The 24,572-nt window shown below is 59.2% G+C and carries 24 protein-coding genes and 1 rRNA gene (1 of these 25 only partly in view); 11 read left to right on the forward strand and 14 right to left on the reverse strand.

Features of this window, described 5'->3' with window-relative positions:
- Window positions 1–654 (reverse strand): 16S ribosomal RNA (locus tag CLM72_RS25425) (it extends 883 nt beyond the left edge of the window).
- Window positions 655–1,150: 496 nt separating this feature from the next.
- A complete protein-coding gene (tyrS, locus tag CLM72_RS25430; RefSeq protein ID WP_005791998.1) occupies window positions 1,151–2,350 on the reverse strand; it encodes a tyrosine--tRNA ligase in 1,200 nt (399 codons plus the stop codon).
- A 209-nt stretch (window positions 2,351–2,559) separates the two neighbouring features.
- Between tyrS and CLM72_RS25435 the strand changes: the two genes are divergently transcribed.
- Both CLM72_RS25435 and CLM72_RS25440 read left to right on the forward strand, forming a co-directional pair.
- Window positions 2,560–3,972 carry a peptidoglycan DD-metalloendopeptidase family protein gene (locus CLM72_RS25435; RefSeq protein WP_105228730.1) on the forward strand — a complete coding sequence of 471 codons (1,413 nt, stop codon included), beginning with the start codon at window positions 2,560–2,562 and terminating at the stop codon, window positions 3,970–3,972.
- A gap of 3 nt (window positions 3,973–3,975) precedes the next feature.
- Complete coding sequence (locus CLM72_RS25440) at window positions 3,976–5,067, forward strand: anhydro-N-acetylmuramic acid kinase (RefSeq protein WP_105228731.1); 1,092 nt, start codon at window positions 3,976–3,978, stop codon at window positions 5,065–5,067.
- Between the two features lie 64 nt (window positions 5,068–5,131).
- Here the strand turns inward: CLM72_RS25440 and erpA are convergent, their stop codons facing one another.
- Window positions 5,132–5,482: an iron-sulfur cluster insertion protein ErpA gene (gene erpA, locus CLM72_RS25445; protein ID WP_003176443.1), complete on the reverse strand. Its 351-nt coding sequence runs from the start codon at window positions 5,480–5,482 to the stop codon at window positions 5,132–5,134.
- Between the two features lie 165 nt (window positions 5,483–5,647).
- Window positions 5,648–6,682 carry an N-acetyl-gamma-glutamyl-phosphate reductase gene (gene argC, locus CLM72_RS25450; protein WP_060764004.1) on the reverse strand — a complete coding sequence of 345 codons (1,035 nt, stop codon included), beginning with the start codon at window positions 6,680–6,682 and terminating at the stop codon, window positions 5,648–5,650.
- Window positions 6,683–6,816: 134 nt separating this feature from the next.
- Between argC and hemJ the strand changes: the two genes are divergently transcribed.
- The 6 genes from hemJ to coq7 all read left to right on the forward strand — a co-directional run bounded on the left by hemJ (window position 6,817) and on the right by coq7 (window position 11,221).
- A complete protein-coding gene (gene hemJ / locus CLM72_RS25455) occupies window positions 6,817–7,245 on the forward strand; it encodes a protoporphyrinogen oxidase HemJ (protein ID WP_003194674.1) in 429 nt (142 codons plus the stop codon).
- Window positions 7,246–7,269: 24 nt separating this feature from the next.
- Window positions 7,270–8,232 carry a nitronate monooxygenase family protein gene (locus tag CLM72_RS25460; RefSeq protein ID WP_105228732.1) on the forward strand — a complete coding sequence of 321 codons (963 nt, stop codon included), beginning with the start codon at window positions 7,270–7,272 and terminating at the stop codon, window positions 8,230–8,232.
- Window positions 8,233–8,300: 68 nt separating this feature from the next.
- Window positions 8,301–9,254, forward strand: coding sequence for a DUF805 domain-containing protein (locus CLM72_RS25465; RefSeq protein WP_105228733.1), 954 nt, complete (start codon window positions 8,301–8,303; stop codon window positions 9,252–9,254).
- A gap of 61 nt (window positions 9,255–9,315) precedes the next feature.
- Window positions 9,316–10,104, forward strand: a complete 789-nt coding sequence (locus CLM72_RS25470) for an SDR family oxidoreductase (protein ID WP_003194680.1) — start codon at window positions 9,316–9,318, stop codon at window positions 10,102–10,104.
- A 45-nt stretch (window positions 10,105–10,149) separates the two neighbouring features.
- Complete coding sequence (locus tag CLM72_RS25475; RefSeq protein WP_003194682.1) at window positions 10,150–10,488, forward strand: histidine triad nucleotide-binding protein; 339 nt, start codon at window positions 10,150–10,152, stop codon at window positions 10,486–10,488.
- 85 nt (window positions 10,489–10,573) lie between these two features.
- On the forward strand, window positions 10,574–11,221 hold the full coding sequence (coq7, locus tag CLM72_RS25480; protein WP_003194684.1) for a 2-polyprenyl-3-methyl-6-methoxy-1,4-benzoquinone monooxygenase: 648 nt from the start codon (window positions 10,574–10,576) through the stop codon (window positions 11,219–11,221).
- A gap of 46 nt (window positions 11,222–11,267) precedes the next feature.
- On the opposite strand, the gene CLM72_RS25485 is transcribed toward coq7, so the two are convergent.
- Window positions 11,268–11,690, reverse strand: coding sequence for an OsmC family protein (locus CLM72_RS25485; protein ID WP_003194686.1), 423 nt, complete (start codon window positions 11,688–11,690; stop codon window positions 11,268–11,270).
- A 247-nt stretch (window positions 11,691–11,937) separates the two neighbouring features.
- Here CLM72_RS25485 and crp point away from each other — a divergent pair, with 247 nt between their 5' ends.
- On the forward strand, window positions 11,938–12,582 hold the full coding sequence (gene crp, locus CLM72_RS25490) for a cAMP-activated global transcriptional regulator CRP (RefSeq protein ID WP_054920677.1): 645 nt from the start codon (window positions 11,938–11,940) through the stop codon (window positions 12,580–12,582).
- Here the strand turns inward: crp and CLM72_RS25495 are convergent.
- The 4 genes from CLM72_RS25495 to CLM72_RS25510 are packed head-to-tail and all read right to left on the reverse strand — an operon-like array spanning window position 12,579 to window position 15,810.
- Entirely contained in the window at window positions 12,579–13,274 is a 696-nt protein-coding gene (locus tag CLM72_RS25495; protein ID WP_105228734.1) for a lipoate--protein ligase family protein, read from the reverse strand. The genes crp and CLM72_RS25495 overlap by 4 nt on opposite strands.
- Before the next feature lie 50 nt (window positions 13,275–13,324).
- Complete coding sequence (gene trpC, locus CLM72_RS25500) at window positions 13,325–14,161, reverse strand: indole-3-glycerol phosphate synthase TrpC (RefSeq protein ID WP_034128811.1); 837 nt, start codon at window positions 14,159–14,161, stop codon at window positions 13,325–13,327.
- Window positions 14,158–15,207: an anthranilate phosphoribosyltransferase gene (gene trpD / locus CLM72_RS25505; protein ID WP_105228735.1), complete on the reverse strand. Its 1,050-nt coding sequence runs from the start codon at window positions 15,205–15,207 to the stop codon at window positions 14,158–14,160. The genes trpC and trpD overlap by 4 nt, the downstream gene beginning before the upstream one ends.
- Before the next feature lie 9 nt (window positions 15,208–15,216).
- Window positions 15,217–15,810 carry an aminodeoxychorismate/anthranilate synthase component II gene (locus tag CLM72_RS25510; protein ID WP_032895052.1) on the reverse strand — a complete coding sequence of 198 codons (594 nt, stop codon included), beginning with the start codon at window positions 15,808–15,810 and terminating at the stop codon, window positions 15,217–15,219.
- Between the two features lie 411 nt (window positions 15,811–16,221).
- On the opposite strand from CLM72_RS25510, the gene estP reads away from it, so the two are divergent.
- Window positions 16,222–18,144: an esterase EstP gene (estP, locus tag CLM72_RS25515; RefSeq protein WP_105228736.1), complete on the forward strand. Its 1,923-nt coding sequence runs from the start codon at window positions 16,222–16,224 to the stop codon at window positions 18,142–18,144.
- Between the two features lie 122 nt (window positions 18,145–18,266).
- On the opposite strand, the gene trpE is transcribed toward estP, so the two are convergent.
- The 4 genes from trpE to CLM72_RS25535 form a co-directional block, all read right to left on the reverse strand.
- Window positions 18,267–19,748, reverse strand: coding sequence for an anthranilate synthase component I (gene trpE / locus CLM72_RS25520; protein WP_105228737.1), 1,482 nt, complete (start codon window positions 19,746–19,748; stop codon window positions 18,267–18,269).
- 69 nt (window positions 19,749–19,817) lie between these two features.
- Window positions 19,818–20,636 carry a phosphoglycolate phosphatase gene (locus CLM72_RS25525; protein ID WP_034128815.1) on the reverse strand — a complete coding sequence of 273 codons (819 nt, stop codon included), beginning with the start codon at window positions 20,634–20,636 and terminating at the stop codon, window positions 19,818–19,820.
- Entirely contained in the window at window positions 20,633–21,307 is a 675-nt protein-coding gene (gene rpe, locus CLM72_RS25530; protein WP_003194703.1) for a ribulose-phosphate 3-epimerase, read from the reverse strand. Before rpe ends, CLM72_RS25525 begins: the two co-directional genes overlap by 4 nt.
- 84 nt (window positions 21,308–21,391) lie before the next feature.
- Window positions 21,392–22,540: an iron-containing alcohol dehydrogenase gene (locus CLM72_RS25535; RefSeq protein ID WP_003194705.1), complete on the reverse strand. Its 1,149-nt coding sequence runs from the start codon at window positions 22,538–22,540 to the stop codon at window positions 21,392–21,394.
- Between the two features lie 213 nt (window positions 22,541–22,753).
- Here CLM72_RS25535 and CLM72_RS25540 point away from each other — a divergent pair, with 213 nt between their 5' ends.
- The gene (locus CLM72_RS25540; RefSeq protein WP_105228738.1) at window positions 22,754–23,728 is read left to right on the forward strand and encodes an alpha/beta hydrolase family protein; all 975 of its coding nucleotides are present in this window, start codon (window positions 22,754–22,756) and stop codon (window positions 23,726–23,728) included.
- 76 nt (window positions 23,729–23,804) lie between these two features.
- Here the strand turns inward: CLM72_RS25540 and CLM72_RS25545 are convergent, their stop codons facing one another.
- Window positions 23,805–24,572 carry a TerB family tellurite resistance protein gene (locus CLM72_RS25545; protein ID WP_105228739.1) on the reverse strand — a complete coding sequence of 256 codons (768 nt, stop codon included), beginning with the start codon at window positions 24,570–24,572 and terminating at the stop codon, window positions 23,805–23,807.

The following is a 24,572-nucleotide window of genomic DNA, read 5'->3' on the forward strand; positions in this document are numbered from 1 at the left end:
CATACTCTAGTCAGTCAGTTTTGAATGCAGTTCCCAGGTTGAGCCCGGGGATTTCACATCCAACTTAACAAACCACCTACGCGCGCTTTACGCCCAGTAATTCCGATTAACGCTTGCACCCTCTGTATTACCGCGGCTGCTGGCACAGAGTTAGCCGGTGCTTATTCTGTCGGTAACGTCAAAATTGCAGAGTATTAATCTACAACCCTTCCTCCCAACTTAAAGTGCTTTACAATCCGAAGACCTTCTTCACACACGCGGCATGGCTGGATCAGGCTTTCGCCCATTGTCCAATATTCCCCACTGCTGCCTCCCGTAGGAGTCTGGACCGTGTCTCAGTTCCAGTGTGACTGATCATCCTCTCAGACCAGTTACGGATCGTCGCCTTGGTGAGCCATTACCCCACCAACTAGCTAATCCGACCTAGGCTCATCTGATAGCGCAAGGCCCGAAGGTCCCCTGCTTTCTCCCGTAGGACGTATGCGGTATTAGCGTCCGTTTCCGAACGTTATCCCCCACTACCAGGCAGATTCCTAGGCATTACTCACCCGTCCGCCGCTCTCAAGAGAAGCAAGCTTCTCTCTACCGCTCGACTTGCATGTGTTAGGCCTGCCGCCAGCGTTCAATCTGAGCCATGATCAAACTCTTCAGTTCAAACATCTTTGGGTTTTTAAGAAACCCTAAACTTGGCTCAGCAATCGTTGGTTACATCTTTGATTTCTCGCGGAGTAACTTGTGATGCTGATAATCTTGTTGACTATCAGTCTGACTCCACAAGCACCCACACGAATTGCTTGATTCAGTTGTTAAAGAGCGGTTGGTTAAGATCTTTCGTCTCAACCGAGGCGCGCATTCTACAGCAGCCTCATTTGCTGTCAAGTGGTTATTTTCAGAAGATTTCGAAGATTTCTTCAACAACTTCAACCACTTGCGCTTGCGATCTCTCGTAAGCGGGAGGCGAATTCTACAGCGTTACACGCTGCTGTCAACACCTCTTTTTCAACTTCCTTTTGGCTTCGATGAACTGAAGCAACTTGCTGCCGAAAACCGCATAACTCATTGTTTACCAAGGAGTTTTCCGTTTCGACTGCGCCGGAAGTGGGGCGAATTATAGACAGATATAATTCGCCGTCAACACCTATTTTCCGACTTATTCGGATTTGAGCGTAATACGCGCAAATGCCTTCTTCCCCGCCTGGCAAACGTGAGTGGCGCCCAGCTCGTATATAAAGGTGCGGTCAACCACCTCACCATCTATACGTACACCACCCGACCCCAAGAGATCACGCGCGACCGCCGAATTCTTCACCAGGCCAGCCTTATTAAGCACAGCCGCAATCGGCATCGCCTCGGCAGCAGTCAACTCAATCTCCGGCAGATCGTCAGGCAGCTCGCCGTCTTTCATGCGATTACCTGCCGCGCGGTGAGCGCTGGCTGCAGCCTCCTCACCATGGAAACGCGCAACGATTTCTTCAGCCAGCTTAATCTTCACATCGCGAGGATTAGCGCCCGCCTCGACATCCGCCCGCAGCGCATTGATCTCGTCCATCGAGCGGAAGCTCAGCAGCTCGAAGTAGCGCCACATCAGCGCATCTGGAATAGACACCAACTTGCCGTACATCACACCTGGCGCTTCCTGGATACCGACATAGTTCCCCAGAGACTTGGACATCTTCTTGACGCCATCCAAGCCTTCCAACAGCGGCATGGTCAGAATGCACTGAGCCTCCTGACCATAGGCGCGTTGCAATTCGCGCCCCATCAGCAGGTTGAACTTCTGATCGGTGCCACCCAACTCAACGTCCGCGCGCAGTGCCACCGAGTCGTACCCTTGAACCAGCGGATAAAGGAACTCATGGATGGCGATGGGCTGATTGGTCGAGTAGCGCTTGTCGAAGTCATCGCGCTCGAGCATGCGCGCCACGGTGTACTGGGACGTCAGACGAATGAAATCTGCCGGCCCCATTTTGTCCATCCAAGTGGAGTTGAACGCCACCTCAGTCTTGGCTGGATCAAGGATCTTGAATACCTGGGTCTTGTAGGTCTCGGCATTATCGAGCACCTGCTCACGAGTCAGCGGCGGGCGCGTAGCGCTCTTGCCGCTTGGATCACCGATCATCCCGGTGAAGTCACCTATAAGGAAGATGACCTGATGGCCCAACTCCTGGAACTGACGCAGCTTATTAATAAGCACCGTATGACCCAGGTGCAGATCCGGCGCAGTCGGATCAAAGCCAGCCTTGATACGCAGGGGTTGGCCACGCTTGAGCTTTTCGATCAGCTCGGCCTCGACCAACAGTTCTTCCGCACCACGTTTTATCAGCGCTAGCTGCTCTTCAACCGACTTCATAACAGACCCGCAAGGCTCAGATTCAAAAGGGAACCAACCATACAAGATCAGGGACTAATTACAAGTTTTGCCCTGCGCACGGACACCGTTCAGCAAGCCCAGCGTTCGCGAGCTTGCGCCACAGATGATTTGGTTATATTTTATACAGTTATTTCATCTTCATCATGTCATTCATCTTTTCCATTTCATCTTCAAAGTCAAAATTACTTATGACCACTGAACCGTCTAAAGCGCCGCCGCTTTACCCGAAGACCCACCTGCTCGCCGCAAGTGGTATCGCCGCCCTTCTCAGCCTGGCACTGCTGGTATTCCCTTCCAGCGACGTTGAAGCCAAACGAACATCCCTGAGCCTCGATCTGGAAAGCCCAGTTGAACAACTGACACAAGATCAAGACGCTTCCGACGCTCAACAAGCCACAAATGCTCCGGCCGAATCACCTTTCGCACAGATCGAAAGCGCTTCAGAAGACACTCAACAAGCCACCCAGGAAGCACCTGCGGCAACCGCAGCCAAGAATCCCCAGCACCGCGAAGTCATCGTGGGCAAAGGCGACACACTATCTACCCTGTTCGAAAAGGTTGGATTGCCTGCCGCCGCTGTAAATGAAGTGCTCGCCAGCGATAAGCAAGCCAAGCAATTCACTCAGCTCAAACGTGGCCAAAAGCTCGAGTTTGAGCTGACGCCAGACGGCCAGCTGAACAACCTGCACACCAATATCAGCGACCTGGAAAGCATCAGCCTGAGCAAAGGCGCCAAAGGCTTCGCATTCAACCGAATCACTACCAAACCCGTCATGCGTTCCGCCTACGTACACGGCGTGATCAACAGTTCCCTGTCGCAATCGGCCGCTCGTGCGGGCCTGTCGCACAGCATGACCATGGACATGGCCAGCGTTTTTGGCTACGACATCGACTTCGCTCAGGACATCCGTCAAGGCGATGAGTTCGACGTGATCTACGAGCAGAAGGTAGCCAACGGAAAAGTCGTGGGCACTGGTAACATCCTGTCTGCACGCTTCACCAACCGTGGCAAAACCTACACCGCCGTGCGCTACACCAACAAACAAGGCAACAGCAGCTACTACACAGCTGATGGCAACAGCATGCGCAAGGCTTTCATCCGTACCCCCGTTGACTTTGCTCGTATTAGCTCGCGTTTCTCCATGGGCCGCAAGCATCCAATTCTGAACAAAATTCGCGCACACAAGGGCGTCGACTATGCCGCGCCGCGTGGCACGCCAATCAAAGCGGCGGGCGACGGCAAGGTCTTGTTGGCAGGGCGTCGTGGTGGTTACGGCAATACGGTGATCATCCAGCACGGCAACACTTACCGCACGCTGTACGGCCACATGCAAGGCTTTGCCAAGGGCGTCAAGACTGGCGGCAACGTAAAACAGGGGCAAGTGATCGGCTACATCGGCACTACCGGCCTCTCCACCGGCCCGCACTTGCACTACGAGTTCCAGGTCAACGGTGTACACGTCGATCCATTGGGCCAGAAGCTGCCGATGGCGGACCCGATTGCCAAGGCCGAACGCGCGCGCTTCATGGCGCAGAGCCAGCCGCTAATGGCACGCATGGATCAAGAGCGCTCCACCATGCTGGCTTCGGCGAAGCGTTAAGGTATGCCGCTCTATATCGGTGTGATGTCCGGGACCAGCCTCGACGGCCTGGATATCGCCCTTATCGAACAAGACGCGGCGGTCAATCTGATCGCCACCCACTACATCCCGATGCCTGACGCCTTGCGCACAGAACTGCTGAGCCTATGCGCCAGTGGCCCGGATGAAATCGCCCGCTCGGCAATCGCACAGCAACAATGGGTAACGCTCGCTGCGCAAGGCATCAACGCCTTGCTGGATCAACAGAACCTCAAGCCTCAGGACATTCGGGCGATTGGTAGCCATGGTCAGACGATTCGCCATGAACCCGCCCGAGGCTTTACCGTTCAGATCGGCAACCCTGCCCTTCTCACCGAGCTGACAGACATCACCGTCGTCAGCGACTTCCGCAGCCGCGATGTCGCTGCCGGCGGCCAAGGCGCTCCTTTGGTTCCAGCCTTTCATGAAGCCTTGTTCGGCGAACAGACGGGCAATCGCGCGGTATTGAATGTCGGCGGGTTCAGCAACCTCAGCCTGATTGAGACGGGCACGCCTGTCGCCGGTTTCGACTGCGGCCCGGGGAACGTCCTCCTCGATGCCTGGATTAACCTGCAGCGCGGCGAACACTTTGATCGGAACGGGCAATGGGCGGCCAGCGGCGAGGTCCAGCCCCAACTGCTCAATACGTTGCTCAGCGATCCGTTCTTCATGACCAAAGGCCCGAAAAGCACGGGCCGCGAAGTGTTCAACCTGGCCTGGCTGCAGCAGCACCTTGGCCATTTGCCCGCCTTTGAACCCCAAGACGTACAGGCCACCCTGCTGGAGCTGACGGCCCTGACCATCGTCGAGTCCCTGCAAAGCGCCCAGACTGACACAACAACCTTGCTGATCTGCGGCGGCGGCGCCCACAACGGGGCACTGATGAGCCGGCTGACAACGTTGCTGCCTTCCACTCATGTCAGCACTACAGCGGCCTACGGCGTAGATCCTGACTGGGTGGAAGCAATGGCCTTCGCCTGGCTGGCACATTGCTGCCTGGAAGGCATCGCCGCCAATCGCCCCAGCGTCACTGGCGCACGTGGGCTTCGAGTGCTTGGCGCGATCTACCCCGCCTGACCCCAGACAGCAAAACGCCGCTTGGCCCGTAAAAGCCAAGCGGCGTTTTTGTACCTGCTACCGATCAGATCGAGAACGAAGACCCGCAACCACATGTCGTGGTGGCATTAGGGTTCTTGATCACGAAACGCGAGCCTTCCAGACCTTCCTGATAATCCACTTCGGCACCTGCCAGGTATTGGAAGCTCATCGGATCCACGACCAGGCTCACACCCTCGCGCTCAACGATAGTGTCGTCATCGGCCACATCTTCATCGAAGGTAAAACCGTACTGAAACCCTGAACAACCGCCGCCCGTAACGAATACGCGCAGCTTCAAGCGATCATTACCCTCTTCATCGACCAGGCTCTTCACCTTGTGCGCAGCACCGTGGGTGAATTGCAAAGCCGTGGGGGTGAAGGATTCAACGCTCATGCTGATAATCTCCCGGCGTAGCGCCGCCATATGCGTAATGGCCGGTATTATCCGCTTCTCCTAGAAAAGCGGTCAACTATTGTTACGGTATATCAATCCGCCCAGCGACCATTAAAAATGCAAAAGGCCCGATCAACGGGCCTTTTGCGCAACGGTGAGCCCGCGTTAAGGCAACATCCCCGCGTGGGACAGGCCCAACTTCTCGTCCAGGCCGAACAGGATGTTCATGTTCTGCACCGCCTGGCCCGAAGCGCCCTTGACCAGATTGTCGATCACCGACAACACCACCACCAGGTCGCCATCCTGCGGACGATGCACCGCAATACGGCACACATTGGCACCACGCACGCTGCGCGTTTCCGGATGGCTACCGGCCGGCATCACATCGACGAACGGCTCATTGGCATAACGCTTTTCAAACAGCGCCTGCAGGTCTACCGAGCGATCGGTGACGGTCGCATACAGCGTGGAGTGAATCCCGCGGATCATCGGTGTCAGGTGCGGCACGAAGGTCAGCCCCACATCCTGGCCGGCAGCGCGACGCAAACCCTGGCGGATTTCCGGCAAGTGCCTATGACCTTTTACCGCATAGGCTTTCATGCTTTCCGACGTTTCGGAGTAAAGCGAACCTACCGCCGCACCACGGCCCGCACCACTGACGCCCGACTTGCAGTCCGCGATCAGGCGCGACGCATCCGCCAAGCCAGCTTCCAGCAATGGCAGAAAGCCCAATTGCGTCGCCGTCGGATAGCAACCCGGCACGGCAATCAGGCGCGCTTGCTTGATCTGCTCACGATTGACTTCCGGCAGGCCGTAAACCGCCTCTTCCAACAGCTGCGGCGCACCATGGGGCTGGCCGTACCATTTGGCCCACTCATCGGCGTCTTGCAGACGGAAGTCTGCCGACAAGTCGATAACCTTGGTGCCGGCCGCCAGCAGCTCGCCGGCCAACGCATGAGCCACACCGTGAGGCGTGGCGAAGAACACCACGTCGCAGGCAGCCAGGGTCTTGGTGTCCGGCACACTGAACGCCAGGCCGTCATAGTGGCCTCGCAGGTTCGGGTACATATCGGCCACGGCCAGCCCGGCTTCGGATCGGGAAGTGATGACCACCACCTCAGCCTGCGGATGCTGAGCCAACAGACGCAGCAATTCGACACCGGTGTAACCCGTGCCGCCGACGATACCGACCTTGACCATAAACCTGCCCTCAACGAACCCACTGGAAAGCCGTCGATAATAGGGGCCGTATCGTCCTGCGACAACCGTCAACGTGACGTACGGGCGCATGAGCCACTACTATCTTCGCTACCGTGAACCTGGGAATAACTAAAATGCTCTATCTATGGGTCAAAGCCTTCCATATCGTCAGCATCGTTTGCTGGTTTGCCGGGCTGTTCTACCTGCCGCGCCTGTTCGTCTACCACGCCCAAAGCGAAGACACCGTCAGCAAGGAGCGCTTCAGCATCATGGAGCGCAAGTTGTACCGTGGCATCATGGGCCCGGCGATGGTTGCCACACTGGTCTTCGGCATCTGGATGCTGGCCCTCAACCCAGGCATTTTCCAGTCGGGCGCCTGGATCCACGCCAAGCTGACCCTGGTCGTCCTGCTGATTGGCTATCACCACATGTGCGGCGCACAGGTAAAGCGCTTCGCCCGTGGCGAAAACACCCGCAGCCATGTCTTTTATCGCTGGTTCAATGAGGTCCCGGTTCTGATATTGCTGGCTATCGTAATTTTGGTCGTGGTCAAACCGTTCTAACGTCAATTACTCGGGGAACCTCCAATGTCGCTGCCCGCTCTGCTGGAACAACGTCTGCGCCTGCCCGTGGTGGCCGCGCCGATGTTTCTGATCTCCAATCCGCAACTGGTCCTGGCCTGCTGTCGCAACGGGGTAGTGGGGAGTTTCCCGGCGCTCAACCAACGCGAAAGCAGCGGCTTCAAGGCCTGGCTGGAAGAAATCGAAGCGGGCTTGGCGCTGCTGGACAATCCTGCGCCCTATGCCGTGAACCTGATCGTGCACAAGAGCAACCCGCGGCTGGAGGCTGACCTGGCGATCTGCGTCGAGCACAAGGTGCCCATCGTCATCACCAGCCTCGGTGCGGTAAAGGAACTGGTGGACGCGGTTCATAGCTACGGCGGCCTGGTATTTCATGACGTTACTACCCGACGCCATGCGGAAAAAGCCGCTGAAGCCGGCGTAGACGGCCTGATTGCCGTAGCCGCTGGCGCGGGTGGCCACGCTGGCACCTGGAGCCCCTTTTCGCTGATTGCCGAAATTCGCCAGTTCTTCGACAAAACCCTGCTGCTGGCGGGCTGCCTTAACCATGGGCACGAAATTCTTGCCGCCCAGATGCTGGGGGCAGACCTGGCATATTTCGGTACGCGCTTTATCGGCACCACTGAAAGTCAGGCACCGGATGCCTATAAGGAGATGCTGCTCACATCCCGCGCTGCCGACATCGTGCACACTCCTGCAGTCTCCGGCGTACCTGCAAGCTTCATGCGCCAGAGCCTGGAAAATGCCGGTTTTGACCTTGCTGCGCTTCAAGGCAAGGGTGAAGTCAATTTCGGTTCCAAGCTCAAGCCATTGAGCGATGAGGCCAAAGCGTGGAAAACTGTATGGTCTGCTGGCCAAGGCGTCGGTGAGATCAATGACGTACCCACTGTGGATGAGCTCATAGCGCGCCTGGATGCCGAATACCGCAAAGCACGCGAGCACGCCGCGCAACTGCGCTGGCCACGCTGACCCACTGCCGGGCCTGCCAACTGGACAGGCCTGCATACTCTCCCTGATTAAGTGACAAGGATGCCCGCATGAGCGACAGCCGTTTCAAGATTGTGTTTGACGGAGCCTTGCGCCCAGGTGTCGAAAGCACCACCGCCAAGCTGAACCTCGCCGAGTTATTCAAAAGCGATGTCGAAGCAATCGAAAAACTCTTCACCGGCCGCCCCGTCGCGCTCAAGCGCGACCTGTCCCAGCCCGACGCGCAAACTTACCTGACGGCACTGCACAATGCCGGGATCGACGCTCGCATCGAGGCCGAACAACCCGTGGCGTTCAACCTTGCAGAAACCCACGAGACGGACTCGTCAACCTCTGACCGCGCTGCGTCACCTTATGCACCGCCACGCGCCGCAGTTGGCGACGACCTGCCGGAGTTCGCCACCCTAAAGGTATTCACCATCCACGGGCGCATCGGGCGCCTGCGCTACCTGGCTTGGACGCTGGCACTGACCGTCGCGATGCTGGTGGCAGCGGGCATCATCAGTACGGTGGGCTTCGCGGTGGCGACAGCCTCGCCAACCATCGCCATCATTATTGGCTCGCTGCTGGGTTTCGCGCTGTTTGTGGCATTGGTAGTGGTGAGCGTGCAAATCGGCGTGCAGCGCCTGCATGACCTGGGCTGGTCTGGCTGGCTGTACCTGCTCAACCTGGTTCCGCTGGTAAACAGCGTATTCCCACTGCTATTGCTGGTATTGCCAGGCAATACGGGCGCCAACCAGTACGGCGCGCCACCACCACGCAACTCTACTGCGGTGAAAGTCCTGGCCTCGCTGTGGCTGGCGTTCATTCCCTTGATGCTCATCATCGTCGTCACCCTGGGCATGAATGGCTACCTGGACCAGCTTGAAGCCAACATGGACAGCAGCTACGAAAGCAGCTCCATTACTCCCGATGCAGAGGCCGATCAAAGCGCTATCGTTGACGAAGCCGAAGCGCAAAGTGCTGACGACGCAGCCGAACCTGTAGACTCTCCAGAACAGTGAAGAAACGCCCGCCGCCTGTGACGCACTGTCATAGGCCGGTGGCGTTGCGATGGAGAAAGGCATGACCCGTTACGCTCTGATCACTGGCGCCTCCAGTGGCATCGGCCTGGCATTGGCCGAGGCCTTGGCACGGCGCGGCCGTAGCTTGATTCTGGTGGCCCGCCAGCGTGATCAGTTGGAAAGCATTGCATTGGAGTTGACCCAACGCTTCGGCGTCGAGGTGCTGTTTCGTGCCTGTGATTTGGGCGAGCCGCTGCGTTTGTCCGGCTTTTTGCTGGAGCTCGAAGAGGGTGAGCGACAGATCGACCTGCTGGTCAACTGCGCCGGCATCGGCACCAGCGGGCCGTTCCTGGCCCAGGACTGGATGACCGAGCAGGACCTCATCGAAGTCAACATCCTGGCCTTGACCCGCATGTGCCACGCACTGGGCAATGCCATGGCCCTGCATGGCGGCGGGCAAATCCTCAATGTGGCTTCGGTCGCCGCCTTCCAGCCTGGGCCGTGGATGAGCAGCTACTACGCCAGCAAAGCCTACGTATTGCACTTCTCCGAAGGGCTGCGTGAAGAATTGAAGACCTGCGGCATCAAGGTTTCAGTGCTGTGCCCCGGCCCCACGCGCACCGCATTCTTCGGCACCGCGCAGATGGATACGGCGAAACTCGACCGCAGCCAGCAGCTGATGAGCCCGGAAGAAGTCGCGCTCTACACCGTGCGGGCGCTGGAAAAGAACAAGGCCATCATCATTCCCGGGCGCCGCAATCGTTGGCTGACGTTCAGCCCACGCCTGAGCCCCCGCTGGCTCACCCGCAAAATTGCCGGCGCCATCAACAAGGCCTATTGCCCACGCTGATGGCCTACGTACACTCACCTCACTTTTCACGATGGAGATACAGCTGTGGATACTCTGTTCACCAAGATCATCAACAGGGAAATACCGGCGAAGATCATCTATGAAGATGACCAAGTCCTGGCTTTTCACGATATCGCCCCGCAGGCGCCAGTGCATTTCCTGGTTATCCCGAAAAAGCCCATTCGTACCCTCAACGACCTGACAGAGGACGACAAGGCGCTGGCCGGCCATATCCTGTTCACCGCCCAACGCCTGGCCGTGGAACAAGGCTGCGAAAAAGGCTTTCGTGTGGTGATGAATTGCAATGAAGACGGCGGGCAAACCGTTTACCACATCCATATGCACGTGCTGGGTCAGCGCCAGATGAACTGGCCACCGGGCTGAGTGCACAAGGGCAAATTGACTCAGCACAAACGCTGGACGCTCTCTTGCGGTAAACTGGCCGCCGAGATTCTTCCCGGAGGTCAGCATGACTACCCAACGTCACTACTCGCCAATTGACCGTCTGTTGCTGCAAGCCGACATGGCCATGCGCACCCTGCTGCCGTTCAGCGGCCAGCCCTACCGTCCCTCGCCCGCCATCGTGCAGCCGGATGTACAGCTGAGCGAGACCGATACCCGTCACGTCGCTGGACTGATGCGCATCAACCATACCGGCGAAGTCTGTGCCCAGGCGTTGTACCAGGGCCAGGCGCTGACCGCCAAGTTGCCACAGGTACGCACGGCGATGGAGCATGCGGCAGAGGAAGAGATCGACCATCTGGCCTGGTGCGAACAACGCATCCGCCAGTTGGGCAGCCATCCCAGCGTGCTCAACCCACTGTTTTATGGCTTGTCGTTTGGTATCGGCGCGGCTGCCGGGCTGATCAGCGACAAAGTCAGCCTGGGGTTTGTGGCCGCGACAGAACATCAGGTGTGCAAGCACCTGGATGAACACCTGGAGCAACTGCCGGCCGAAGACGAAAAGTCACGGGCCATTCTTGAGCAGATGCGCATCGATGAAGAACACCACGCAGAGAGCGCGCTGGACGCGGGCGGCTTCCGCTTTCCAGCCCCGGTACGGTTCGGCATGAGCCTGTTGGCCAAGGTCATGACCAAAAGCACCTATCGAATCTGAACCGAAAAAAGGGCGCTCGAAGCGCCCTTTCTTTTGCCTGCTGTAATCAACCCAGCTCGATGATTTCGTAGTCGTGGGTAATGACCACGCCCGCGGCCCCCAGCATGATCGATGCTGAGCAGTACTTCTCGGCCGACAGCTCGATGGCACGCTTGACCTGGGCTTCTTTCAGCGCCCGGCCCTTGACCACGAAATGCATATGGATCTTGGTAAAAACCTTGGGGTCTTCAGTGGCGCGCTCGGCTTCCAGGAAGGCTTCGCAGCTTTCCACGGCTTGCCGGGACTTCTTCAAGATGCTGACCACGTCGAAATTGCTGCAACCGCCCACACCCAGCAGCAACATTTCCATGGGGCGTACACCCAGGTTCCGACCGCCGGCTTCCGGCGGGCCATCCATAACCACCACGTGGCCGCTGCCCGACTCACCGAGGAACATGGCTTCGCCCGCCCATTGGATGCGTGCCTTCATCGCCCAGACTCCACTGCTAAAAAAGGGTCGCCAGCTTAGCACAGGGCCTTGAAACAGCAGCGCCCTGCATAAAATCGATAAATGACAGCGTTTGCCCGCTAAATTGGCTAATCGCGACAGAAGGTGTCTGGTAAGCTGGCGCCAAATGAATGGCGCATTGCCATGTCTTGTACGGCGTGTATCAATGAGATGCCGCTGGATAAAAACAACGCCAACGACACCGCGCAGTCTTTTTCGGGATACAACCATGGTTGCTCTTACTCCCACATCCAAGATCAAAAACCTCGACAAGCTGCTGCTGCACTGCCAGCGCCGGCGTCATCCGGCCAAGCACAACATCATCTGCGCCGGCGAGCGTTCGGAAACACTGTTCTTCATCATCAAAGGCTCGGTCACCATCCTGATCGAGGATGAGGATGGCCGTGAGATGATCATTGCCTACCTCAACGCCGGAGACTTCTTCGGTGAGTTGGGTTTGTTTGAACAAGCAGGCAAAGAGCAGGAACGTAGTGCTTGGGTACGGGCCAAAGTTGAGTGCGAAGTGGCCGAAATCAGCTATGCGAAATTTCGCGAATTGGCCCAGCATGATCCGGACATCTTGTACGCCCTGAGCGGTCAGATCGCCCAGCGCCTGCGCGACACCACGCGTAAGGTCGGCGACCTGGCGTTCTTTGATGTCACTGGCCGCGTCGCTCGCTGCCTGCTGGAATTATGCAAACAACCCGACGCCATGACCCATCCCGACGGCATGCAGATCAAAGTCACGCGCCAGGAGATCGGACGTATTGTCGGGTGTTCGCGGGAAATGGTCGGCCGCGTGCTCAAGGATTTGGAAGAACGCAACCTGGTGCATGTCAAAGGCAAGACAATGGTGGTATTTGGTACCCGTTAAACCGGCAGGAAGCCAGCCAGCATCTGCCGGTACAACGTGTCGAGCCGACTGATCGCGTCCGGCGCGGGAAACGCTTCGTGCAGTGCGATATGGCTATCGGCGCGAACCCGCTGCTCCAAACCGCAGGCTTGATTGAAGCGGTTGACCGCCGCAATCAATTCCTCACGATCATTCTCCAGCAACATCGCCCCGTGCACCAACCCGACCGGGCGGCCACCGCTTTGCCGCCAACGCTGGGCAGTGCCCACCATTTTGCGGCCATTGAGGTTGACGTTGTAACGACCGTCGCAAAACGCACCGTCAATTTCGCCGACGGACGCATCGCCACCCAACTCGATCAACAGATCACAGATCGGTTGGCACAAGCGCTGATAGCCGGTTTCGATGCGCCCTTGGTCGCCTTCGCTACGCGGCGGGGCATAGACCAGGGCGATGTTGACCGTGGCGCCGGACTGCGGCACCGGCTCACCGCCGGTTTCACGCAGCAATACCGGCCAACCCGCATCGGCCGAAACCTGGCTCGCCACCGCGAATGCCGGCAGCCGGCTCAAACGGCGCGGCATGACCAGCGCTTGGTCACTGGGCTGCCAGAACAGCAATCCGAATGCCTGCTCACCCGCGCAAACGGCTGCCAATAGGTCTTGCTCGGCGGCAAGGCCAGCTTCGACAGTCATGATCACGGGCTGGAGCATCGAACACCTACCTGAATAAACACAAAACCAATGTAGGAGCGTATTTCAAATCAGTCTAGTGTCGAACCGCTGATCGTCGTACCGCGCTCCGGGAAGAACAAACGCTGCAGTTCCGCCCCCGGGTTCTCGGCGCGCATAAAGGTCTCGCCCACCAGGAACGAGTACACACCACTGATTTCCATCAATTCCACATCGGCGCGATTGACGATGCCACTCTCGGTAATCACCAAGCGATCGCGCGGAATACGCGGCAGCAGGTCGAGGGTAGTTTCCAGGCTGACGTCGAAGGTATGCAGGTTACGGTTGTTGACGCCCACCAGGGGAGTATCGAGGGTCTTCAATGCGCGCTCCAGCTCGTCGCCGTCATGCACTTCGACCAACACGTCCAGGCCGACGCTTTTGGCCACGGCCGCCAGCTCGGCCATCTTCACGTCATCCAATGCCGAGACAATCAGCAACACGCAGTCGGCCCCCAAGGCACGAGCTTCGACGATTTGGTACGGGTCGACCATGAAATCCTTGCGGATCACCGGCAGCTTGCACGCAGCGCGCGCCTGTTGCAGGAACGGGTCGGAACCCTGGAAGTAGTCAATATCCGTCAGCACAGACAAGCAGGTTGCCCCACCCTTCTCGTAACTGACGGCGATCTCAGCGGGTACGAAGTGTTCGCGAATCACGCCTTTGCTCGGCGAGGCTTTCTTGACCTCGGCGATCACGGCCGGCTGCTTGAGCTTGGCCTGGGCGATCAAGGCATTGGCAAAGCCGCGTGGTGCCTCGGCGCTTTTCGCCTGCGCTTCCAACTCGGCCAGGCTCACCCGGGCGCGGCGCTCGGCCACTTCTTCAGCCTTGCGGGCCAGGATCTTTTCCAGAACAGTTGGCACACTCATCCTTCATTCTCCATCTTGAATACGGCGGTGAATGCTCCCAGCTCTTCGAGCTTCTCACGAGCCAGGCCGGTGTGCAGCGCATCGTGGGCCAAGGCGACACCTTCCTTGAGACTATAGGCATGGTCGGCGGCGTAAAGGGCTGCGCCAGCATTGAGCACAATCATTTCCGCAGCTTTCTGACCGTTTTCGGTCTTGCGACGCCCCAGGGCATCACGAATTAATTCCAACGAAGCTGCCGGGCTTTCCACCGCCAGGCCGTGCAAGCTCTGGCTTTTCATACCCAGGTCTTCGGGCTCGACCCAATATTCGGTGACCTCGTCGTTCCTCAGCTCCGCCACGAAGGTCGGCGCCGCCAGGCTGAATTCGTCGAGGCCATCCTTGGAATGCACCACCAGCACATGCTTGCTGCCCAGGCGTTGCAAGACTTCGGCCAGCGGCCGGCACAGCGCCTGGCTGAACACGCCTACCACCTGGTGCTTCACACCGGCCGGATTCGTAAGCGGGCCGAGCATGTTGAACAGGGTACGCAAGCCAAGGTCCTTACGCGGGCCGGCAGCGTGTTTCATTGCGCCATGATGGGACTGGGCAAACATGAAGCCGATACCAACGCTGTCAATGCAGCGCGCTACTTGCACCGGCGTGAGGTTCAGGTAAATACCGGCCGCTTCCAGCAAGTCGGCACTGCCGCTCTTGCCAGACACTGCACGGTTACCGTGCTTGGCGACGGTGCAACCAGCGGCGGCCACCACAAAAGATGAGGCGGTCGACACGTTGAAAATATTCGCACCGTCACCGCCGGTGCCCACCACATCGACGACGCCGTCGAGAGTCTTGAGCTCGACCTTGTCCGCCAGCTCACGCATCACCGACACCGCACCAACTATTTCGTCGATGCTTTCGCTCTTCATGCGCATCGCCATCATAAAGGCGCCGATCTGGGCATCGGTGCATTGGCCGGTCATGATCTCGCGCATCACATCGCTCATTTCCGCGGTGCTAAGGTCCAGATGGCCGACGATACGGCTCAGGGCAGTCTTGATATCCATGAAAAGTCCTTAGCGCGTGCCGCCGCTCTGCTTGAGAAAGTTGGCGAACAGCTCGTAGCCCTGCTCGGTCAGGATTGATTCAGGGTGAAATTGCACCCCTTCGATGTTCAGAGTCTTGTGACGCAAGCCCATGATCTCGTCGACCGAGCCGTCTTCCAATTGGGTCCAGGCGGTCAGTTCCAGGCATTCGGGCAAGGTTTCACGCTTGACCACCAGTGAGTGGTAACGGGTCACGGTCACCGGCAGGTTCAGGCCGTGGAACACACCCAGGTCACGATGGAACACCGGGCTGGTCTTGCCGTGCATGACCTCCCGCGCGCGCACCACGTCACCGCCAAACGCCTGGCCGATGGACTGGTGGCCCAGGCAGACGCCCAGGATCGGCAGCTTGCCGGCGAAATACTGGATAGCTTCCAGAGAGATGCCCGCTTCGGTCGGCGTGCACGGGCCAGGTGAGACGACGATGCGCTCGGGGTTCAACGCGGCGATTTCGGCAACAGTGAGTTCATCGTTGCGCACCACCTTGACCTCAGCACCCAGCTCGCCCAGGTACTGCACAACGTTGTAGGTAAAGGAGTCGTAGTTATCAATCATCAGCAACATGTGGGTTCAAACCTCTTGAATTCACTGATTTCAAATGACCGCCTTCCAAGAGTGTGACCCGCTGCCAGACGCACGTTCCGGTTGCCAGGGTGAGTTGGCAAGGGGCGTCAGGCAACGGGTGAAGAAGGCAAATCGGTACAGGTCCGGCCAGGCCGGCAGAGAAAAATGTCAGGCGCGCCAACGCCAACGGGCGTGTGCCTTGACTACTCGCATCAAGAGTTTGCTGATGATCAACACGGGGAGGGTCTCATTCATACGTTCAGGCACAGTAACGTAGGCTCGCCAGCGGTGCAATATGGAGCCGCAAATACGGGGGCCAACGTAGGCAGATTCCACATATCCCTACAGAAAATGCTAGAAATTTTGCTAGTGTTTCACTTCCAACATAAAAACAACCGAATGGAATCTTGCATGCTCAGACCAGCGTTTTTCACGCCCCTTGCCGGCTGCCTCCTGTCATTGGCCTGCGCCCAGGCGTTCGCAGCCCCGTCACCTTATTCAACCATGGTGGTTTTCGGCGACAGCCTGGCTGATGCAGGCCAGTTTCCCGACGGTTCGGCCGGTGCCACGTTGCGCTTTACCAACCGAACCGGGGCGAACTTCCAGGGTGAATACGGCCTGGTCTCTTCAACCCTATTGGGTGCCAAATTGGGGGTAGCCCCCAACGACCTGAATGCCTCCACCTCACCGGTTCGCGCAGCCCAAGGTTTGCCAGACGGAAACAACTGGGCAGTGGGTGGTTACCGTACCGACAATATCCTCGACTCTATTACCTCAGTCTCCGATGCTGCGATTCCCCCCGGCAATGCCGGTGGTGGCACCGTGTTGCGCAGCCGGCAGGGCTATTTGCCGGCCAATGGTGGGAGAGCTGACCCGAACGCGCTCTACTTCCTTTCCGGTGGGGGCAACGACTTCCTCCAAGGCCGGGTACTCAGCCCCGCTCAAGCGGTCGCCGCAGGTGGGCGTCTGGCGGACAGCGCCCAGGCTCTGCAACAGGCCGGCGCACGCTACATCATGGTCTGGATGCTACCCGACCTGGGGCTGACGCCGGCCATCAACGACACCCCACAGCAAGCAGCGACCTCGGCCCTGAGCAATATTTTCAACCAGTCCCTGGTACAGCGCCTGTCACAAGTGGATGCGCAGGTTATTCCGCTAAACATCCCGCTGTTATTGAACGAGGCTTTCGCCGATCCGGCCCGCTTCGGCCTCGCCACCGGCCAGAACCTGACCGGCACCTGCTTCAGCGGCAACAGTTGCACCACCAACCCAACCTACGGCATCGGCGGTACCAATCCGGACCCGACCAAGCTGATCTACAACGACTCGGTCCACCCTACCGTGGCCGGGCAACGCTTGATTGCCGACTACGCCTATTCGCTACTCGCCGCGCCGTGGGAACTGACCTTGCTGCCGGAAATGGCCCAAGGCACATTGCGCGCCCACCAGGACGAGCTGCGTAACCAATGGCAAGCAGACAACGGCAGTTGGCAAGCCGTCGGCCAATGGCGCGCCATAGTGGCCGGCGGCGGCCAACGCCTGGATTTCGATGATCAGAGCAGCTCGGCCAGTGGCGACGGCAGCGGCTACAACCTGAATATCGGTGGCAGCTACCGGCTCGATGAAAACTGGCGCGTGGGCGTTGCCGCTGGCCTGTATCGGCAGACCCTCGAAGCCGGTGCCAATGATTCGGACTACAAGCTCAACAGCTATATGGGCACGGCTTTCGCTCAGTATCAGCAAAATCACTGGTGGGCCGATGCCGCATTGACCGGCGGCAAGCTGGACTTCGACAGCCTCAAGCGCAAGTTCGCCCTAGGTGTCAGTGAAGGCTCGGAGAAAGGTGATACCGATGGCTGGCTCTGGGCACTGAGCGGCCGCGTGGGGTATGACATCGCCACACCGGGCAGCGACTGGCACCTGTCGCCGTTCATCAGCGCCGATTACGCGCGGGTTGAAGTCAATGGTTACTCGGAGAAAAACAGCCGCTCCACCGCCCTGACCTTTGATGATCAACAACGCGACTCCAAGCGCCTGGGCGCCGGCCTGCAAGGCAGCTACCGCATCACGCCGCAAACCCAGGTTTTTGGCGAAGTGGCACACGAGCATGAGTTTGAAAATGACACCCAGAAGCTGAACATTTCGCTCAACAGCGTCCAGGGAATCGACTTCAAGCTGGACGGCTATACGCCTCGCAGTAACTCTGACCGCTTGAGCCTGGGTGTCAGCCACAAGCTGACTCAGGACCTGGCACTGCGCGCGGCGTATAACCTGAGGAAGGATGACAATTTGACCCAGCAAGGCATCAATGTCGGGGTCAGTCTGGATTTCTAAATACTGCGCAAAACAAATGTGGGAGCTGGCTTGCCTGCGATGGCGGTGGATCAGTCACTGAATATCTCAAGTGACACACCGCCATCGCGGGCAAGCCCGCTCCCACATTTTTTATTCCAGCTTCAGTCTTGTGGAGTTTGCTCTGCCAATGCCACGGCACGGAACATCGCTCGGCGCTTGTTCAGGGTTTCTTCCCACTCAAGGGCCGGCACCGAGTCCGCCACAATCCCACCACCAGCCTGCACATGCAGTTCGCCATCCTTGATCACGGCCGTGCGGATCGCAATGGCGGTGTCCATATTGCCGTTCCAGGCAAAATACCCGACGGCGCCGCCGTAGACACCACGCTTGACCGGCTCCAGTTCGTCGATGATTTCCATCGCACGGATCTTCGGCGCCCCCGACAATGTGCCCGCCGGCAAAATCGCCCGCAGTGCGTCCATCGCCGTCAGCCCGGCCTTCAGCTCGCCGGTGACGTTGGACACGATATGCATCACATTGGAATACCGCTCGATGACCATCTTCTCGGTCAGTTTCACCGAGCCGATTTCCGAGACACGCCCGGTGTCGTTGCGCCCCAGGTCGATCAGCATCAGGTGTTCGGCGATTTCCTTGTCGTCGCTGAGCAGGTCTTCTTCCAGCGCCACGTCGGCTTCTTCGGTCGCGCCACGGGGGCGCGTGCCGGCAATCGGGCGCACGGTGATCAGGTTGTCTTCAACCCGCACCAGCACTTCCGGCGAACTGCCCACGACGTGGAAGTCGCCAAAATTGAAAAAGTACATATACGGCGTCGGGTTGAAGCAACGCAGTGCGCGGTACAGGTCAATCGGCGCCGCCTTGAAGTCGATGGACATGCGTTGCGACGGCACCACTTGCATACAATCACCGGCGAGGATGTATTCCTTGATGGTATCGACGGCACGCTCGTAGTCATCCTGGGTAAAGCTTGAGCGGAACACCGGGTCGGCCGCCGGTGGGCGGCGGAGGTCCAGGCCGCGACGCGGGGTGATCGGCTGGCGGAGTTTCTCAAGCAGCGCTTCCAGGTTGGCCTGGCCTTGTTCGAAGGCATCAGCCTGGGCCGGGTCGGCAAGGACAATCGCATGCATCTTGCCGGCGAGGTTGTCGAACACCACCACCGCGTCGGACACCATCAGCAAAATGTCCGGTACGCCCAGCGGGTCCGGGTTCGGGCATTTGCCCAAGCGCTTCTCCACATAACGAACGCAGTCATAGCCGAAGTACCCCACCAGGCCGCCATTGAAGCGCGGCAGGCCAGCGATGGTCGGCACGTTGTAGCGCGCCTTGAAGGTTTCGACAAAAGCCAGCGGATCTTCTACGTCATGACTTTCGATCTCCACGCCATCATGGGTGATGCTCACATGATGGTCGTGTACCCGCAGCACCGTGCGGCATGGCAGGCCAATGATCGAGTAACGCCCCCACTTCTCACCGCCCTGTACCGACTCGAGCAGGTAGGAGTTGGGCTCGTCGGCCAGCTTCAAGTAGATCGACAGTGGCGTATCGAAGTCGGCCAGGGTTTCGCAAGCCATGGGGATACGGTTATAGCCGGCAGCGGCCAAACGCAGGAATTCTTCGCGGGTCATGAGGTGCCTCGTGGTGTGAGGGTCAAACAGTCAGGTAGGCAAACGTGCCGCAAACGCGGCCAGGATCAGTCAGGCGCGCCAACGCCAGCGGGCCAGGGCCTTGATGACTTTCATCCAGAGTTTGCGAGTGACCACCACGATGGAATTTCCAGAAGGGGACGAATCAATGTCGGGCAACGTTATCTCAGCGCCAGCGCCCAAGCAACCGGGGATTAGCAGTCGCAGGTCATCAATGACCAGCGCGGGGGACTCCTCCGCAATCGGCCGGCCATGGTTGTAACCATAACTCAAGGCCACACACTGCACGCCCGCCGCCTTGGCCGCCAGCACATCACTGCGCGAATCGCCGACAAACAGCGACTGAGACGCCGGAATATTGGCCATTTTCATCACGAAAAACAGCGCCGCAGGGTCGGGTTTTTTCTGCGGCAAGGTATCGCCGCCGATGATCCAGCGGAAGTAGCGACCGATTTTCATCTGGTCCAACAACGGCGCAACGAAGCGCTCCGGCTTGTTGGTGATCAGGGCCATTTCCACGCCCTGCTTGCTCAACCACTTGAGGGTGTCGCGCACACCGGGGTAAACCACGGTCAGTTCGTGGCTGCTTTCATAAGCGGCATTGAACAGTTCCAAGGCATGTTCTGCCTCTACCTCATCCACACCCGTGGCATCGATGTCGTTGGCCAGGGCCCGGCGCACCAACATCGGTGCGCCATTGCCAACCCATTCGCGCACCGACTCGACCCCTGCCGGCTTGCGCCCCAGCTTGAGCAGCATCTGGTCCACCGCGGCCGCCAGGTCAGGCACCGAGTCGATCAAGGTACCGTCCAGATCGAACATCACCAGCCGTGGCAATTTGCCGGGGAACAACTGCTCAAAACCGCTCATGGACGCGCCAGCGCCAGTTCGGCACGCATCTTGTCGATGACGGCCTGGTAGTCGGGGGCGTTGAAGATCGCCGAGCCAGCCACGAAGGTATCGGCACCTGCTGCGGCGATCTCACGAATATTGTTGACGTTGACCCCGCCGTCGATCTCCAGGCGAATGTCACGCCCCGACGCATCGATCAGCGCACGGGCCTCACGCAGCTTGTTCAAGGTGCCAGGGATGAACTTCTGCCCGCCGAAGCCTGGGTTGACGCTCATCAGCAAGACCATGTCGACCTTGTCCATCACATACTCAAGCACGCTCAGCGGAGTAGCCGGGTTGAATACCAGGCCCGCCTTGCAGCCGCCTTCGCGGATCAGTTGCAAGGTGCGGTCAACGTGCAACGTAGCTTCCGGGTGGAAGGTGATGTAAGTCGCACCCGCCTCGATGAAGTCACCGACAATACGGTCCACCGGGCTGACCATCAGGTGCGCATCAATCGGCGCAGTGATGCCGTACTTGCGCAACGCGGCGCACACCATCGGGCCGATGGTCAGGTTGGGTACGTAGTGGTTGTCCATGACATCGAAGTGCACGAAGTCGGCACCGGCGGCCAACACCTTGTCCACTTCCTCACCCAGGCGGGCGAAGTCGGCAGAGAGAATCGATGGAGCAATGACGAAGGGCTGCATGACGCACCTTTTTTGAGCTAAATCACGATGGCGCGCATTGTATACCTCATGCTTTGCTGCGCGCACCGTGACCTATCTCAACGGTTAGTAAGCTGCCCGGTAGATTTTTTCGATATCGGCGGCGCTGAGCTTGCGCGGGTTGTTGCGCATCAAGCGCTCAATGCCTGCGGCTTCACTGGCCATGGCCGGGATGGCGTCCTCGGGCACGCCGAAACTGCGCAGGCCGGACGGGATCTCCACTGCCGCACACAGCCGCGTCATCGCCGCTACAGCCTGGTCGGCAGCGTCATTCACACTCAGCCCGGCGATATTGACGCCCATGGCCTGGGCAATGTCCTGCATACGCTCGACGCAGGCCAACTTGTTCCAGTGCATCACATACGGCAACAACAGCGCGTTGCTTACGCCATGGGCAATGTTGAAGCGCCCACCCAACGGGTAAGCCAGCGCATGCACGGCACCGACGCCAGCGTTGCCAAAGGCCATGCCGGCCATCAGGCTGGCGGTGGCCATGTCGTCACGGGCCTGCAGGTTCGCCGGATTGGCGTAAGCCTTGGGCAACGCGCTGGCAATCAATTTGATCGCACCGATGGCCAGGGCGTCGGTAATCGGCGAGGCATTCAGCGACAGGTAGGACTCGATGGCGTGCACCAAGGCGTCCACGCCACTGGCGGCCGTGACACCCCGTGGGCAGGTCAAGGTCATTTGCGGGCTGATCAGCGCAACGTCCGGCAGCAAGTAATCGCTGACGATGCCTTTTTTCAGCTGTGCGGCCTTGTCGGACAGTATCGCTACATTGGTCACCTCCGAGCCGGTGCCGGCCGTGGTGGGGATGGCGATCAACGGCGGGCCTTTGCGCGGCACCTGATCGACGCCAAACAAGTCCGCCAGCGCGCCGTGATAACCGGCATAGGCCGCCACGCTCTTGGCGATGTCGATGGCACTGCCGCCGCCCACACCGATCAGGCCGTCATGGCCGCCTTCGCGGTACGCACGCATGCAGTCTTCAACGATGGCAATTTCCGGATCGGGCAGCACACGGTCGAAGATTTCGTAGGCTCGATCACCCAGATGCTCCAGGGCCAGCGCTACGGTACCGGACTGGACCAGCGCGGCGTCGGTGACGATCAACGGATTATCCACATCCAGACGCGTGAGTTCGGCAGCCAGTTGTTCGATGGCACCTGCGCCGGTCAGCAGTTTGTGGGCGATCTTGAATGAGGAAGTACTCATATGCGCGGCCTCTTATGAATGATGGGCTGGCACAAGAATAGCCGCACCTGGCGTGTTGTCTGCCATTCATTGGCTGAATGGCCGCGCCGCGCTCATCAAGGCTGCTAACAAACCGCCGATAACCTGTTGGTAATGAGAACCGCGCCTCATACCCCTGACAAATACCGACCAACCCATTAGGCTGCTGGAATCACTTCTGGCCGGGAATCAACGATGCTTTTTCTTCACCGTTCGGCACTGCCAGCACTGTGCCTGTCACTCCTGTTTACCAGCGTCTTGCCTGTTCAGGCCGAGGATGCACCCTCGCCTGCCGTCGAAAAACCGGCTGAACGCCAGCCACTGCCCGAGCGTAGCCAACAAGAAGCCAGTGCGCTCGAACGGCAGGTTCCGCAGCAGGAGCAACAGCAATTGCAGGCTGGTAGCGATTCGTTCCTGGCGCTGTGGAAACCGGCCAACAGCGCCGAAGCTGAAGGGGTGGTGATCCTCGTACCAGGCGCTGGGGAAACCGCAGACTGGCCGCAAGCAATTGCGCCTCTGCGGCGCAAGTTGCCGGGCGCCGCCTGGGGCACCCTCAGCCTGTCATTGCCTGACGTCAGTGTGGACACCCTGCCGCCACGGGTCATCGAACCGCCTGAAGCCGTAGTCGATACCAGCAGCAAGGAAGGCAGTACCGCTGCCAAGCCGGTCGAACAGGCCGCCAGCGCTGAGGCCGAAGGCACTGACCCGGCGGTGGTGCCGGGGGCGGATGAACAGGACAAGACCGACGCCAAGCGCATCTTCGACCGCATCGACGCCGCCGTCGCCTTCGCCCAGACACAAAGTGCCCGCAGCGTGGTGTTGCTCGGCCATGGCACCGGGGCCTGGTGGGCGGCACGCTACCTGAGCGAGAAACAACCCTCCCAGGTGCAGAGGTTGGTGATGGTGGCCGGCAAGACGCCCGCAGCTCGCCAACCGGACCTGCAGCAACTGGCGCCGGCCTTGAAGGTACCCACGGCGGACGTGTTCTATCAAGAAGGCGCCCTGGAACGCAAAAACGCCCAGGAACGACTCCAGGCGGCCAAGCGCTCGAAGAATGACAGCTATAAACAGGTATCGCTCACCGCGCTGCCCGGCAATAGCGCGGCAGAGCAGGAGCAGCTGTATCGCAGGGTTCGCGGCTGGTTGAGCCCACAGGGCGGCGCAGACTGACACTCCGCTATCGGGGGCAACATCGCTCCTACAATTAGGGCTTGCCACTGCCACATAGAGTTGAGTGGCGATAGCCTCAGCGAAAATCGCGCCGCTCACGAATCAACGCATAAGCGTTATGCAATTCACGGGTTCGTTCAGTCGCCTCTCGCACTTGCGCGGGGCTGGCACCCGTGCCGGCGATCTTGTCCGGATGGTGACGGCTGAGCAGGCGGCGGTAGGCGCGCTTGATCAGCGAAGGCTCAGTGGTTGCCGTCACCCCCAGGATACGCATCGCCTCCTGGTAGGCCCCCCCACGATTGGCCACCGGCTTGCGCTCCGGCGCGTAATCGGTCGCCAATGCCTGCAGCTGCTGCGACGTCCAGCCCAGCCACTTGCCCCACTGGTCGATCAGGTCGCGCTCGGCAGCATCCGCCCGACCGTCCGCCCACGCCATGCGCCAACAGGCGCGCAGCACGCCTTCCGCCGCATGGGGCTGCGTCTTGAGCACCCGCAGGTAACTGCGTACCCGGTCACTGCCGGACTTGCCACGGTTGAAGGCGCTGATCGCACGGCGCTGGGCCGGCTCACTCATGTCCAGTGCGCGCATTTCCTGGCGCGCTTGCTGGATATGCCCGTCGACAACCCGGCCATTACTTTTGGCCAGGCGTCCCAGCAGCACGAACAACAGTTCGTCGTTGCGCAAGGCCGGACGCCCACCCAGGCGTTCACGTAACTGCGCCCAACTGTGCAATTGCAAGCGACGATCCAAGGCCTGCCCCAGCAATGCCCCCAACAAAGCCCCCGGAATACTGGCAATGGCAAAGCCAGCCCCGGCGCCGATCAGCGTCCCTGGCCACAACAT

This window comes from Pseudomonas sp. MYb193 (genome assembly GCF_002966775.1).
Classification (GTDB): Bacteria; Pseudomonadota; Gammaproteobacteria; order Pseudomonadales; family Pseudomonadaceae; genus Aquipseudomonas; species Aquipseudomonas paracarnis.